The following is a 15,331-nucleotide window of genomic DNA, read 5'->3' as shown; positions in this document are numbered from 1 at the left end:
CCGCGACGGGCCACAGCGGCTGGCAGGATCGGCGCACCATGACGCGCCGCCTCGTCGAGATCGACTCGCTGACCGACTTCGACGCCCGCAGCCGCGCCGCCGCCCGGATGAGCGGCTGGGTGGTGCAGTCCCTCGACCTCACCGGACGCTCGGCGGAGCTGCTGGCGCACGACCCCCGCGGCGCCGTCCTGCTGGGCTGCGCCTTCGCCCCCGGCGTCGAGGAGGAGCTCCGCCGGCGCGGCGCCCTGCTGTTCCCCCGGCTGCCGGACCTCCCCTTCGACCCGTACCGGCCGGCGCTCTACGACGCGGCTGCCCTCTTCGGGGACGGGCCCTACGCCGCCAGCCCGGATGCCGCCGTCTACGCCTGGTCGAAGGTGCCGGCGCCCGCCCCGCTGGACCACACGCTGGCCGCCGCCCTGCACGACCACGCCGTGACCGACGCCCTCGACGAGGCGACGGCGGGCACCGACCCGCGGCGCCTGGTCGGGGTGATGGGCGGCCACGCCCTGCAGCGCGGCGAGCCGGGCTACGCGGCCGCCGCCGCCCTGGGCGCGGAGCTGGCCCGGGCCGGGCTCACCGTGCTGACCGGCGGCGGGCCGGGCGCGATGGAGGCGGCCAACCTCGGCGCCTACCTCAGCCCCTGGCCCGACGCGCTGCCGGCGGCGCTGGACCTGCTGGCCGCGGCGCCCACCTACCGGGCGGCGATGGACCCCTGGCTGTCCGCGGCCCTCGCGGTCCGCGCGCGCTGGCCGGTCGAGGAGGCCGGCCGCAGCCTGTCGGTGCCCACCTGGTTCTACGGCCACGAGCCGACGAACGTCTTCGCCACGGGCATCGCCAAGTACTTCGCCAACGCGCTGCGCGAGGACACCCTCTTGCACCGCTGCCGGGGCGGCATCGTCTACCTGCCCGGCCAGGCCGGCACCGTCCAGGAGATCTTCCAGGCCGTCACCGAGAACTTCTACGCCGCCGACGCCTCGCTCGTCGCGCCGATGGTGCTGGTGGGCGTCGAGTACTGGACGCGCACCTACCCCGCCTGGCCCCTGCTGCGGGCGCTCGGCGAGGGACGGACGATGGGTGCGGTCGTGCACTGCGTCGACACCGTCGAGGAGGCGGCGGCACTGGTGGGGTGAGGTCACCGTCACGGGGTGAAAATCGGCCCGATCACACGGGTCGAGAGTCGCTTTCCACCCCTGCGCACGAGTTTCCCGTAGTTCCGACGGGGCCCCGACGCAGGTCCTAGAGTCTGTCGCGGTCGAGGGATGCGACCGGTTCTCGGGGGGGAATGGCCATGCGCAAGGTTGTCTGTGCCGTGCTGCTGCCGGCCGTCGCCGTGCTGGCCGCCTGCAGCCCCGACCCCGTGACGGTGTCCGGGGCGGCGGAGGCCTCGTCGGCGACCACCCCGACCGCCAGGCCGACCCCGGCCGCAGCCGAGCTCGGGGTGCAGCTCGAGGACCGCCCGGTCGAGCGGAGCTTCAAGTCCGGACGCCTCACCTTCAGCGTGACCTACGCCCCGACCTCGGCTGTGACGGGGTGGACGGCCGAGGGGCCGAAGGCGGTCGAGGTGACCGTCACGGTCAACAACAACGCCGACCCGGGCCAGAAGATCTACCTGACCAGGGTCAGCCTGCGACCCGGCGTGCGCGGCGCCGACGGCGACCTGCCCGGCCCGGACGCCGTGGTGGACACCGCCAACCTCGTGCCGGGTTACCTCGTCACCTTCCCCTACAGCTACCAGCAGACCTTCGCCGTGCCGCCCGTCGACGCCTCCGCCGCCCGCATCACGCTGGGTTTCAAGTACGAGTTCGTGACGCTCGTCGACCCGAAGGCCAAGGACTACACGAAGCAGACCACCTCGGACGCGGTCCAGATCACCTTGGCTGCCTGACCTCGCTCGACGGCTCCACAGGGGCCGGACCGCCTCCACGACGCGTCCGTGCTCACCGCTGACGGCACCCCCGGGTGCCGGCGGCAACGCCAGGTTCGACGGCGGTCCGGTCGGTCCGGACCACCGCACTCCCCGCCTCGGGGAACCAGTTCGGGGGAAGCATGACCGCACAGCTGCACCTGCAGGCCGCATCGCGCCGTTTCCTGGTCGCGATGATCGGGCTCGCGCTGCTCGCCGCCGCCCTGGTCGCCGTGCCGTCGACGGCGCAGGCCGCCTGCACCGGCAACGTCGTCGTGTGCGAGAACGAGCAGCTGGGCACCGACCGCGAGATCTGGGACGTCGACGGCCGCGGCGACGACTCGATCCAGGGCTTCGCGACGAGGATCAGCGTCAACGTCGGCTCCCCCGTCCAGTTCAAGATCGACACCGACTCCCGCGACTACTCCATCTCGATCTACCGGTTGGGCTACTACCAGGGCAAGGGCGCCCGACTCGTCGACACCATCCGGCCCTCGGCACCGCTGCCCCAGAACCAGGTCGCCTGCGCCACGAACGACGCCACGCAGGTCTACGACTGCGGCACGTGGGCCGTGTCGGCCACCTGGAACGTGCCGACCAGCGCTGTGTCCGGGGTGTACATCGCCCACCTCGTCCGGGCCGACGGCAGCCGGGGCAGCTCGCACATCCCCTTCATCGTGCGCAAGGACGGGAACACCTCGCAGGTGCTCTTCCAGACCTCCGACCCGACCTGGCAGGCCTACAACACCTACGGCGGCTCGAACTTCTACTACGGCGGCCCCAACGGCCGGTCGTTCAAGGCGAGCTACAACCGTCCGTTCAGCACGCGGGACGTCGGCGCCGGCCGGGACTTCCTCTTCTCCAACGAGTACCCGACGATCCGCTACCTGGAGCAGAACGGTTTCGACGTCTCCTACGTCTCCGGCCAGGACACCTCCGTCGACCCGGCCCTGATCCCCAAGCACAAGGTGTTCCTCTCAGTCGGGCACGACGAGTACTGGTCAGCGGACCAGCGCAAGAACGTCGAGAACGCCCGTGACGCCAAGGTGAACCTCGCCTTCTTCGGCGGCAACAACGTCTACTGGAAGACCCGCTGGGAGCCGTCGCAGGACGGGAGCGCCACGCCGAACCGCACGCTCGTCTGCTACAAGGACACCTGGGCCAACAAGGACAACGGTCCGGTCACCGCACTGGACCCGGTGACACCGACCGCCACCTGGCGGGACCCGCGCTTCGGCGACCTGGGCGGCGGCCCGGAGAACAGCCTGCTCGGCACGCAGTACCAGGCCAACTCCGTCGACCTCGCCATCAAGGTCAGCGCCGAGGAGGGGAAGCTCCGGCTGTGGCGGAGCACCAGCCTCGCCTCGCTGCCGGCGGGTGATACCGCCACCCTGGCCGCCCACACCGTCGGCTACGAGTCGGACGAGGACGTCGACAACGGCTTCCGACCGGCCGGGCTGATGCGTCTGTCCACCACCACCGGTCCGACCGCAGAGCTGCTCACCGACTTCGGCAACACCGTCGTCGCGGGGACCACGACCCACCACCTGACCCAGTACCGGGCTCCGAGCGGGGCCCTCGTGTTCTCCAGCGGCAGCGTGCAGTGGGCGTGGGGCCTCGACAGCAACCACGACGGCCTCGACATCCAGCCACCCGACCCGCGGATCCGCCAGGCCACGCTGAACCTGCTCGCCGACATGGGCGCGCAGGCGACCACCCGGGCCGGCGACCTGGCCCCGGCGGTGCAGACCACCGACACGACGGCGCCGACCAGCACCATCACCTCGCCCGCGTCGGGCTCGAGCGTCGGCGCTGGAGACCTCGTGACCGTCACCGGCACGGCCAGCGACGTCGGCGGCACCGTCGCCGCCGTGGAGGTCTCGGTCGACGGCGGGGCGACCTTCCACGCCGCCGAGGGCCGGCGGGGCTTCCGCTACACCTCCGTCCAGACCGGCACCGGACCGGACGCCATCCAGGTCCGTGCCGTCGACGACTCCGGCAACATTCAGACCACGCCGACCAGGGTCGCGGTCACCACCAGCTGCCCCTGCTCGGTCTTCGGCGCCATGACGCCCACCACCACGGCCATCGCCGACGGCGGCGCGATGACGCTCGGCACCAAGATCGTGCCGGCCGCCGACGGCTTCATCAGCGGGATCCGTTTCTACAAGGGGTCCGGCAACACCGGGACGCACACCGCCACGCTCTACGACAGCAGCGGTGCCACCCTGGCCACCGCCACCTTCGCCAACGAGACCGCGGCGGGCTGGCAGACCGCCAACTTCCCGAGCGCCGTGCCCGTGCAGGGGGGCGCCACCTACCTCGCCTCCTACTACGCGCCGAACGGGCACTACGCCGCGGACAGCCTCTTCTTCTCCTACCGCGGGTACTCCTCCGGGCGGCTGAGCACCCCCGGCGGCAACAGCACCGCCAACGGGGTGTTCGCCTACAACAGCCAGCGACCCGGTGACAGCTTCCGTCAGACGAACTACTACGTCGACGCGGTCTGGAGCCCGACGGACACCACACCGCTGGCCGTCACCACGACCACGCCTCCAGCGGAGGCGACCTCGGTCCCGGTGACCTCCTCGATCGCGGCGACCTTCACCCGGTCGGTGACCCCGAGCAGCCTGGGATTCACCGTCGTCGACGGCGACGACGTGGCCGTGCCGGGCACGACCACCTACGACGACGCCACCCGGACCGCGACCTTCAACCCCGCGCAGTCGCTCACCAGCGCCACCCGCTACACCGTCTACGTCACCGGTGTCGCCACCTCCGGCGGCGGCATGCCCGCCCCTCACCAGTGGTCCTTCACCTCAGCCAGGGCACCCTCGCCCGACGGCGTCTGCCCCTGCACCGTCTTCGACGACGGCGACCACCCGACGAACCCCCCGGAGACCGAGACCTCGACCCTGCAGCTCGGCATGGCCTTCACGAGCAGCGAGGCCGGCACCATCAGCGGCATCCGCTTCTACAAGGGCCCTGGCAACGGAGGTGCCCACACCGTCAGCCTGTACGACCGCACCGGTCGCCGGCTCGCGACCGCCCCGGTCTTGTCGGAGAGCACGACCGGCTGGCAGCAGGCAGACTTCGACGCTCCGGTGGCCGTGGCCGCCGGCGCCACCTACATCGCGTCCTACCTGGCACCCCAGGGCCGCTACTCCGCCGCCGGTGGCGGCCTCGCGGCCAAGATCACCCGTGGACCGCTCTCCACCCTGGCGAACGGCGGACGCTACGTCTACAGCTCCACGGGTGCGCCGCTCAACGCCTCCTCGGCCAACTACTTCGTCGACCCCGTCTTCAACGTGGCCCCGGGTCAGCCGCCGGAGGTGGTCGACAGCAGCCCGGGGACCGGCGCGACCTCGGTACCGGTGTCGGCCCAGGTGACCGCCGTCTTCAACGGCAGCATCCAGCCAGGGACGGCGCAGATCGCGGTCAAGCGCAGCGCGGACGGACAGCCGGTCACGGGCAACATGGCCAACGAGACGGCCGGCACGACCGCCTCCTTCACCCCGGCCGGCCCCCTCGACGCGGGCACCCGGTACACGGTGACGGTCACCGGTGCCGCGTCGGCCGCGGGCACCGCGATGACGACCCCCTTCACCAGCACCTTCACCACCTCCGGCGCCGCCGCCTGCCCGTGCTCGCTGATGGACACCTCGACGACGCCGGCGCTCAGCGACTCCGGTGACACCAGCGCCGTCACGCTGGGCCTCACCTTCAGCCCGACCGTGAGCGGGTTCGTCAAGGGCCTGCGCTACTACCGCGACGCCGCGAACACCGGGACCCACACGGGACGCCTCTGGGGACCGGACGGAGCCGAGATCGCGAGCCTCACCTTCGTCGACCGCGACCCCGGGTGGCAGACCGCCACCTTCGCCGCGCCCGTGCCGGTGGTAGCCGGTCGCAGCTACACCGCCGGCTACTACGCACCGCGGGGCCACTACTCGGCGGCGAACGGCTACTTCAACGCACCCGTCACCAACGTGCCCTTGGTGGCCCCCGTCGACGGCGGGGTGTACGCGCTCGGCGACAACCGCCCCGTCCAGAGCTACCTGAGCTCGAACTACTACGTCGACGTGGTCTTCACCACGGCCGACGACGACCCGCCCGTGGTCACCACGGTCGCTCCCGCCGCAGGTGCGGCCGCAGTCCCGGCTGACTCCTCGGTCACCGCCGTCTTCGACCGCGCGATCACGGAGAGCTCCCTGGCCGTGACGGTCGCCGACGCGGCGGGCCAGCTCATCGGCGGGCAGGTGTCCTACGACGAGACGAGTCGTCGAGCGACCTTCCTGCCCGCCGCACCTCTCGTCGCAGGCAGCACCTACACCGCCTCGGCCGCCGCCGACAGCTCGTCCGGGGTGTCCATGCCGAGGGCGCGCACGTGGACGTTCAGCACGGCGTCGACGACGCCGACCGTCACGGGTGTCACGCCGGCCGACGCGGCGGTCAACGTCCCGCCCGCCTCCACCGTCACCGCGACCTTCACCGGTGACGTCGCCCCCGCCTCGGTGGCGTTGACGCTCAGGACGCCGGCAGGGGTCGCGGTCGGCGGGACGACCACCTACGACGCCGCCGCCCGCCGGGCGGTGTTCACCCCGGCCGCACCGTTGACCGGCTACACCCGGTACACGGCCACCGCCACGGCCAGCACCCCGAGCGGCGTCGCCATGGCCGCGCCGCGCAGCTGGAGCTTCACGACGGCCGATCCGACCGCCCCGACCACCACCTCCACGAGCCCGGCGGCCGGAGCCACCGGCGTCGCGGTGACTGCTGCCGTCACGGCCACCTTCGCGCGGGACGTCGACCCGGCGTCGGTTCAGGTCCGGGTGACGCGGGCCGGCGTCGTCGTCGCCGGGGCCACGAGCTACTCGGCCAGCCGCGTCGCCACGTTCACCCCGTCCTCGGCCCTGGCGGGTGCGACCACCTACACCGTCAGCGTGACGGCCAACAACACCTCCGGCGTGCCGATGGCGGCACCGCGCACCTGGTCGTTCACCACGGCTGACGTCGATCCGCCCGTGCTCACCGGCCGCTCGCCGGCCGACGGCACCGCCGGCGTCGCCGCCACGACCACGGTGACGGCCACCTTCGCCCGCGCGATCACCACGGGGTCCGCGACCTTGACACTGCGGACGGCGGCGGGCGCCTCGGTGGCCGGGACCACCACCTACAGCACCACGACGCGGACGGTCACCTTCCGTCCGACGGCGGCGCTGACCAGCTCGACCACCTACACGGCCTCGGTCAGCGCCCGGAGCGCCACGGGCGTCGTGATGCCCGCGGCGGCGACCTGGTCCTTCACGACGGCGGCGCAGAGCGTGAGCCTCTACGCCACGACGCGGTTACCCAGTGCCACCAGCGCCTCGAGCGTGCCGACCACACTCGGCGTCTCCTTCTCCTCGAGCCGCGCCGGCCAGGTGACAGCGATCCGCTACTACGCCTCGTCGCTCAACACCGGTCGCACCGTCAAGCTCTGGAACGCCAACGGCACCAGCGTGCTGGCCACCGCCTCCACCGCCCAGACCGGCACCGGTTGGCGGACGGCCACCTTCACGACGCCGGTGGCGATCACCGCCGGCACGAGCTACGTCGCGTCCTACCACGCCCCGGTCGGGCGGTGGTCGACCACGTCGTCCGGCTACGGCAGCACCTACGCCTCCGGCCCGCTGAGCGTCCCGGTCTCCGGTGGCCGGACCGCCAACGGTGACGTGTTCCCGGCCAACCCCAGCTCGACCAACTTCTGGGTCGACGTGCTCGTGCTCGTCTGAGCGCCAGCACACGACCTCTCGTCCTCACAGGAAGAACAACAGCCATGCGTTCGATCGCCGTCATCGGAGCCGGTTACTGGGGCCCCAACCTCGTCCGGAACTTCCGCAACAGCCCGGCCTGGGACCTCGTAGCGGTCTGCGACCTCGACGAGGCGCGCGCCCGCAAGGTCGTCGGGGCCCGGTCCACCGTCGAGGTCGAGACCTCCGTCGAGCGGTTGCTGGCCCGCGACGACGTCGACGCCGTCGCCATCGCCACCCCCGCCCGCACGCACGCACCGCTGGCCCTCGCCGCCTTCGAGGCGGGCAAGCACGTGCTGGTCGAGAAGCCGCTGGCCGACAACGCCGAGACCGCCGCGCTCATGGTGGCGGCGGCCGAGGCGGCCGACCGGGTGCTGATGATCGACCACACCTACTGCTACACCCCGGCGGTCCGCCACATCCAGCAGGTGGTCGCCTCCGGCGAGCTGGGCGAGATCCTCTACGTCGACTCCACCCGGATCAACCTCGGCCTGGTGCAGCCCGACGTCGACGTCTTCTGGGACCTGGCCCCGCACGACCTGTCGATCCTCGACTTCATCCTGCCCGGCGGGCTGGACCCGCTGACGGTGAGCGCGAACGGCGCCGACCCCCTGGGCGCCGGCAAGGCCTGCGTCGGGTACCTCACCATGCCGCTGGCCTCCGGCGGCATCGCCCACATCAACGTCAACTGGCTCTCCCCCACCAAGATCCGCCAGATGGTGGTGGGCGGCAGCCGCCGCACCCTGGTCTGGGACGACCTCAACCCGCAGCAGCGGATCTCGGTCCACGACCGCGGCGTCGACCTCGGCACCCAGGCCGCCGACGCCCAGCAGCGGGCCGCGGTGACGGTGTCCTACCGGATGGGTGACATCACCGTCCCCGCCCTGCCCGAGACCGAGGCGCTGGCGGGGATGGCCGCCGAGTTCGCCGCCGCCATCGAGGAGCGCCGGGCCCCGCGGACCGACGGCCGTGCCGGGCTGCGCGTGCTCTCGGTGCTCGAGGCCGTCAGCACGAGCCTGGCCACCGGTGGCGCGGTGAGCCCGGTGGACCACGCCGGCGCCGACGAGAAGGAGCTGGTGGCGTGAGCGTCGTCGACCTCCGCGGGGCCACCGTCCTGGTGACGGGCGGTGCCGGAACCATCGGCTCGACGATCGTCGACCAGCTGCTGGCCGCCGAGGTGGCCGAGGTGCGCGTGCTCGACAACCTCGTCCGCGGCCGCCGGGCCAACCTGCGCGAGGTGCTCGACGACCCGCGGCTCCGACTGGTGGTGGGCGACCTCCGCGACCGCGACCTCGTGCACGACCTCACCCGAGGCGCGGACCTGGTGCTCCACCAGGCCGCGATCCGGATCACCCAGTGCGCCTCCGAGCCCCGGCTGGCCCTGGAGGTGCTGGTCGACGGGACGTTCAACGTCATCGAGGCCGCCGCCGAGCACCGGGTGACGAAGCTGGTCGCGGCGTCGTCGGCCTCGGTCTACGGGCTGGCGGAGGAGTTCCCGACCCGCGAGGACCACCACCCCTACGCCAACGACACCTTCTACGGCGCCGCCAAGACCTTCAACGAGGGCATGCTGCGCAGCTTCCGGGCCATGAGCGGCCTCGACTACGTGGCGCTGCGCTACTTCAACGTCTACGGGCCGCGGATGGACATCCACGGCCTCTACACCGAGGTCCTGATCCGCTGGATGGAGCGGATCACCGCCGGCCAGCCGCCGCTGATCTTCGGCGACGGGAAGCAGACGATGGACTTCGTCCAGACGACCGACATCGCCCGGGCGAACCTGCTCGCCGCGACCAGCCCGGTGGCCGAGGGCACGTACAACATCGCCAGCGGCGTCGAGACCTCGCTGACGGGCCTCGCGGAGGCGCTGCTCGCGGCCATGGACTCCGACCTGGGCGTCGAGCACGGCCCGGACCGCCCGGTCAACGGGGTCACCCGCCGGCTGGCCAGCACCGAGGCGGCCAGCCGCGACCTGGGCTTCACCGCAACGGTCGGCCTGACCGACGGCCTGCGCGAGCTCGTGGCCTGGTGGCGCGGCGAGCGCGAGCGCGACGCCGCCGAGGCGGCCGGGCGCGAACCGGTCGGGGCTCCGGCATGAGCCGCGTCAACGTCATGCTCCCCTACCTCGGCGAGGAGGAGATCGAGGCGGTCACCGAGGTCCTCCGCTCGGGCTGGGTGGCCCAGGGCCCGCGGGTCGCGGCCTTCGAGAGCGCCTTTGCGACGGCCATGCAGGCCGAGCACGCCGTCGCCGTCTCCTCCTGCACGACGGCGCTGCACCTGGCCCTCGAGGTGGTCGGGGTCCGGGCCGGCGACGAGGTCGTCGTGCCCTCCTTCTCCTTCATCGCCACCACCAACGCCGTCGTCTACCAAGGCGCGACGCCGGTGTTCGCCGACGTCGACCTGACCACCGGCAACCTGACCGCCGAGACGGTGGCCGGGGTCCTGACCGCGCGGACCCGGGCTGTCATCGTCGTGGACCAGGGCGGCGTCCCCGTCGACCTCGACGCCATCCGGGCCGTCTGCGACCCCCGCGGCGTCACCGTCGTCGAGGACGCGGCCTGCGGGGCCGGCTCGACCTACCGCGGCCGGCCGGTGGGCGCCGGCGCCGAGATCGCGGCCTGGTCCTTCCACCCGCGCAAGATCCTCACCACCGGTGAGGGCGGGATGCTGACGACCTCGGTCCCGGCCTGGGCGGCCCGCGCCCGCACCCTGCGCGAGCACGCCATGAGCGTCTCCGCTGCGGACCGGCACGGCCAGGTGCTCGCCCCGGCCGAGAGCTACGACGAGGTCGGCTTCAACTACCGGATGACCGACCTCCAGGCGGCGGTGGGGCTGGTCCAGCTCCAGCGGCTGCCCGGGATCGTCGAGCGCCGCCGCGCGCTGGCCGCCACCTACGCCAAGCACCTCGAGGAGATCCCCGAGCTGCGTGCGGTGGCTGACCCCCCCTGGGGGACGAGCAACTTCCAGTCCTACTGGGTCGAGGTCCATCCCACCTCCCCCGTGGGACGGGACGAGTTGCTGGTCCGGCTGGCGGAGGCCGACATCTCGGCCCGCCGCGGGATCATGTCCACCCACCGTCAGCCACCGCACGCTCACCTGGCCGTCCCGGGCTCGCTGCCGGTCACCGAACGGCTGACCGACGGCACCCTGATCCTCCCCCTGTTCCACCAGATGGACGAGACGCAGCAGGGCCGGGTCATCGACGTCCTCGTGTCGGTCGGGACGGACTGAGGTGTCCGACAGCGTCATCCTCGTCGCGGCGGGAGGCCTCGCCCGCGAGGTCGTCGCCGCGCTCGAGACCAGCACCGACCTGAAGGTCGTCGGCCTGGTCGACGACGACCCGGTTCGGCACGGCACGACGGTCGGAGGACACCCCGTGCTGGGTGGCACGGAGGCCCTGCACGACCACTCGGAGGCGCTGCTGGTGCTGTGCGCCGGCCGCGGGCAGGGCCGCCGCGCCCTGGCCGAGCGGCTGGCCCGGGACGGCGTCTCGGCCGACCGGTGGGCGACGGTCGTCGACCCCTCGGTCCGGGTGCCGGACTCGTGCCGGGTCGGGAGCGGCAGCGTGCTGCTCGCGGGCGTGGTGCTGACGTCGGACGTGGTCGTGGGCCGGCACGTGGTCGTCATGCCGCAGGTGACGCTGACGCACGACGACGAGGTCGAGGACTACGCGACCCTCTGCGCGGGGGTCCGCCTGGGTGGCGGCGTCCGTGTCGGCTCCGCCGCCTACCTGGGGATGAGCAGCAGCGTGCGCCAGGGCGTCGAGGTGGGGGCCGGCGCCACCCTCGGCATGGGCGCCGTCCTGCTCCAGGATCTCCCCGCGGGCCAGACCTGGGCCGGCGTGCCGGCCCGATCTCTCCGGGATGCCGCCGGATGAGGTTCGTGCGCCCCCAGCCGCTGCGCAGCACGCCGACCGTCAGCGTCGTCGTCCCCTGCTACAACTACGGCCGCTACCTGCCTGCCCTGGTGCAGGGCCTGCTCGACCAGCCCCAGGTCGTCGTGGACGTCCTCGTCGTGGACGACGCCTCCCCGGACGGCAGCGGCGAGGTGGCCGAGGAGCTCGCCGCTCGGCACCCCTCCGTCTCGGTGCTGCGGCACCCGGTGAACCGCGGGCACATCCGCACCTACAACGACGGCCTCGAGCAGGTCCGCGGTGACTACGTCGCCCTGCTCTCCGCCGACGACCTGCTCCCCCCGGGCGCGCTGACCCGCGCGGTCGCCCTGATGGAGGCCCACCCGTCGGTCGGGCTCGTCTACGGCTACGCCCGCTCGTTCAGCGGGGAGGCGCCCGCACCGGCGGCCACGGTCCGCAACTGGACGGTCTGGAGCGGCTCCAGCTGGCTGCGCAGCTCGGCCCGGCAGGCGCGGTGCTTCATCTCCAGCCCGGAAGTGGTGATGCGCCGCGCAGCCCTCGACCAGGTCGGTCTCTACGACCCCCGGCTGCCCCACTCCGGCGACCTCGACCTCTGGCTGCGCACGGCCCTGCACTGGGACGTCGGACGCGTCAACGGCCCCGACCAGGCGCTGTACCGCGTGCACGAGGCGAACATGCACCTGACGACCTACAACGGCTGGCTCACCGACCTGGTGGAGCGCCGCACGACGTTCGGGCTGCTGTTCGACGAGCACGCCACCGGGCGGGCGGAGGTGGCTGCGCTGCGGCCCGTGGTCATGCGGCGGCTGGCCGTCGAGGCCCTCCGCCGAGGGCTGCGGACGCACCGCGACGGTGGCGACGCGGAGGCCGTCGCGGACTACCGGCGTTTCGCGCTCGAGACGGACGCCGGGATCGGCCGGACCGTCTGGGGTCGCGCCTTCGACCTCGGGCCGGGTCGTGGAGGGCGTTGGCCGGCGGCGTCGTCGCGCCGCTTCGCGTCCCGCGTGACCCACCACCTGGCCTGGCGCCGTGAACGGCGGTACGGGATATGACCGCCGTCGCGGTCGAGCCCACCACGGGACGCGTGGGTCGGAGCCTCGGCTGGGTGACCGCGGGCAACCTGATGCTGCGGATCGGGAACTTCGGCGTCAGCATCATCATGGCGCGGCTGATCGCTCCTGAGGAGTTCGGCGTCTTCGCGGTGGCGCTGACGGTCTGGGCCGTGCTCGGGACGCTGGCCGAGTTCGGTCTCGGGACGGACCTGGTCCGGGCCGCCGACGTCCAGCGCCGGATCCCGACGGTGACCACCCTGGGCCTGCTGACCAGTGGCACCCTGGCGCTGTCGATGGTCATCGCCGCACCGCTGATCGCGCGGGCGTTCGAGAGCCCGGACTCGACGGGGGTGCTCCGGCTGATGGCGGTCGCCATGGCGGTCTTCGGGCTGTCGATCGCACCCGCGGCGCTGCTCCAGCGGGCGTTCCGGCAGAAGGCGCTGTTCGCCGTCAACGGCACGGCCCTGGTCCTCTCGACCGCGACGATGGCGGCGCTCGCCCTCGCCGGCGCCGGGCCGGTGGCCCTGGCCGTCGGGCAGATCGTCACCCAGGTCGTCTCCGTCGTCGGGCAGCACCTGGCGGCACGCGTGCCGGTCCGCCTCGGCTTCGACCGCACGATCGCCGCCGAGTCCATCCGGTTCTGCCTCCCGCTCGCCGCCGCCAACCTGCTCTCGTGGGTGCTGCTGAGCGTGGACAACCTGCTGGTGGCACGGCTCCTGAGCCCGGTGCAGCTCGGTCTCTACGTGCTGGCCTTCAACGTGTCGTCCTGGCCCATGAGCGCCGTCGGGCAGGCCGTCCGGGTGGTCGCGCTGCCCGCCTTCGCGCGGCTGGACGAGGGACGGCGCCGCAACGACACCCTGCTGCTGGTGCTGGCACCCCTGTGGGCGGTGGCCCTGCTGCTCGGCGCCGGGTTGGCCACCAGCGCCGGCGCCGTGGTGCGCCTGCTCTACGGCGACCGCTGGGCCGCCGCCGGCGCCGCGCTGGCCGGGCTCGCCGTCTTCGGGGGCGTCCGCGTCGTCTTCGACCTCCTGGCCACCTACCTGATCGCGGCCGGCCAGACCCGACCCGTGCTGGTGGTGCAGGCGGTGTGGCTGCTCGCCATGGTGCCGGCGATGGCTGCGGGCATCCTGGTCTTCGGCCTGGCCGGCGCCGGCTGGACCCACCTCGTCGTCGCGCTCGCGGTGACGCTGCCCGCCTACCTCGTGTGCCTCCGACGGCTCGGGATCAGGCCGGCCGCCGTCCTGCGCACGGCCGTCGTGCCCGCCGCCGCCGTGCTGCCGTTCGCGCTGGCCTCCTGGTTCGCCAACGAGCGGATCGGGTCCCCGCTGGGCGCCGTCGCCGTCTCCGGCGGCCTCGCGCTCACCCTCTACGTCCTCCCGATGGCCCGCTGGTGGACACGTCGCGTGCACCAGCTGCGGGCCGCCGAACACCTCACCACCGAAGGAACGGGGAACTCATGACCACCACGACGCTGGCCGACGCCGCCCGGCACGATGACGGGCCCGCCGCCCCCGTGCCGCTGGTCGACCTGGGGCTGCAGCACCGGCGCATCGCCGCGGAGGTCCGGCCGGCCATGGACGCCGTCATGGACACCACGGCGTTCGTCCTCGGGCCCGAGGTGACCGCCTTCGAGCAGGAGTACGCGGCGTTCTGCGGGGCGGCGCACTGCGTCGGCGTCGGCAACGGGACCGACGCCATCGAGCTCGCGCTGCGGGGCGCCGGCATCGGATCGGGCGACGAGGTGCTCATCCCGGCCAACACCTTCGTCGCGACGGCCGAGGCCGTGGTCCGCGCAGGCGCCGTCCCGGTCCTCGCGGACTGCGACGAGCACTACCTGCTCGACCCCGAGGACCTCGCCCACCGGGTGACGTCCCGGACGCGGGCCGTCATCGCGGTCGACCTCTACGGCCAGGTGGCCGAGATCGAGCGCATCAGTGAGGCGGTCGGCCCGGACGTCCTGGTCCTCGAGGACGCCGCCCAGTCCCAGGGAGCCACACGTGCCGGCCGGGTGGCCGGCTCGTTCGGCACGGCAGCGGCGACGAGCTTCTACCCCGGGAAGAACCTCGGCGCCTACGGCGACGCCGGAGCCGTGGTCACCCAGGACAGGGAGACCGCGGAGCGGATCCGAGCGCTCCGCTCGCACGGCGGTCTGCGCCGGTACGAGCACACCCACCTGGGGACCAACTCGCGGCTCGACTCGCTCCAGGCGGCGGTCCTCCGGGTGAAGCTGCGGCACCTCCCGGAGTGGAACGACGAGCGACGGGCGGCAGCTGCCCTGTACACCCACCTGCTCGGCGACCTGGAGACCGTGGTCCTGCCCCGGACCCTGGAGGACAACGAGCACGTGTGGCACCTGTTCGTCGTCCGGGTGGCGGACCGTGACCGGGTGGCCGCTCGGCTGCAGGCCGCGGGCATCGGGGCGGCCATCCACTACCCCGCTCCTGTGCACAGGCTGCCCGCGTTCGCAGGGCTCCTGGCCAGCAGTCGAGGGCTCACCCGGTCCGAGCGGTACGCCGGGGAGATCCTGTCCCTCCCGCTCTACCCGGGCATCACCACCGCGCAGGTCGAGCGCGTGGCGCACGAGCTGCGCGGGGCCATCGGGGGCACGTCGGAGGTGCCTCGTGGCTGAGGGCGTCCGACACCTGCTCACCCGGGGCGCGCGTGTGCTGAGGCGTCAGGGACCTCGTGCAGTTGCACGCAAGGCCGTCAC

10 protein-coding genes are annotated in these 15,331 nt (G+C 73.0%); all 10 read left to right on the top strand.

Features of this window, described 5'->3' with window-relative positions:
* The first annotated feature begins 38 nt into the window (after positions 1-38).
* Entirely contained in the window at positions 39-1,130 is a 1,092-nt protein-coding gene (locus JOF54_RS17595) for an LOG family protein (RefSeq protein ID WP_210058171.1), read from the top strand.
* A gap of 158 nt (positions 1,131-1,288) precedes the next feature.
* On the top strand, positions 1,289-1,885 hold the full coding sequence (locus JOF54_RS17590; RefSeq protein WP_210058169.1) for a hypothetical protein: 597 nt from the start codon (positions 1,289-1,291) through the stop codon (positions 1,883-1,885).
* A gap of 161 nt (positions 1,886-2,046) precedes the next feature.
* The gene (locus JOF54_RS17585; RefSeq protein WP_210058167.1) at positions 2,047-7,677 is read left to right on the top strand and encodes a DUF4082 domain-containing protein; all 5,631 of its coding nucleotides are present in this window, start codon (positions 2,047-2,049) and stop codon (positions 7,675-7,677) included.
* A 44-nt stretch (positions 7,678-7,721) separates the two neighbouring features.
* A complete protein-coding gene (locus JOF54_RS17580) occupies positions 7,722-8,780 on the top strand; it encodes a Gfo/Idh/MocA family protein (RefSeq protein ID WP_210058165.1) in 1,059 nt (352 codons plus the stop codon).
* Positions 8,777-9,793, top strand: coding sequence for an NAD-dependent epimerase/dehydratase family protein (locus JOF54_RS17575; RefSeq protein WP_210058163.1), 1,017 nt, complete (start codon positions 8,777-8,779; stop codon positions 9,791-9,793). The genes JOF54_RS17580 and JOF54_RS17575 overlap by 4 nt, the downstream gene beginning before the upstream one ends.
* Positions 9,790-10,926, top strand: coding sequence for a DegT/DnrJ/EryC1/StrS family aminotransferase (locus tag JOF54_RS17570; protein ID WP_210058161.1), 1,137 nt, complete (start codon positions 9,790-9,792; stop codon positions 10,924-10,926). Before JOF54_RS17575 ends, JOF54_RS17570 begins: the two co-directional genes overlap by 4 nt.
* 1 nt (position 10,927) lies before the next feature.
* Entirely contained in the window at positions 10,928-11,572 is a 645-nt protein-coding gene (locus tag JOF54_RS17565) for a NeuD/PglB/VioB family sugar acetyltransferase (RefSeq protein ID WP_210058158.1), read from the top strand.
* Entirely contained in the window at positions 11,569-12,621 is a 1,053-nt protein-coding gene (locus JOF54_RS17560; RefSeq protein ID WP_210058150.1) for a glycosyltransferase family 2 protein, read from the top strand. Before JOF54_RS17565 ends, JOF54_RS17560 begins: the two co-directional genes overlap by 4 nt.
* Positions 12,618-14,081 (top strand): oligosaccharide flippase family protein, encoded by a 1,464-nt coding sequence (locus JOF54_RS17555; RefSeq protein WP_210058147.1) that lies wholly within the window; start codon positions 12,618-12,620, stop codon positions 14,079-14,081. Before JOF54_RS17560 ends, JOF54_RS17555 begins: the two co-directional genes overlap by 4 nt.
* Positions 14,078-15,250: a DegT/DnrJ/EryC1/StrS family aminotransferase gene (locus JOF54_RS17550; protein ID WP_210058145.1), complete on the top strand. Its 1,173-nt coding sequence runs from the start codon at positions 14,078-14,080 to the stop codon at positions 15,248-15,250. The genes JOF54_RS17555 and JOF54_RS17550 overlap by 4 nt, the downstream gene beginning before the upstream one ends.
* Positions 15,251-15,331 lie beyond the last annotated feature (81 nt).

The sequence above is a fragment of the Microlunatus capsulatus genome, from assembly GCF_017876495.1.
Lineage (GTDB): Bacteria > Actinomycetota > Actinomycetes > Propionibacteriales > Propionibacteriaceae > Microlunatus > Microlunatus capsulatus.
Note: the sequence above shows the minus strand (reverse complement) of the source record. Positions and strands in the feature narration are given on the sequence as shown.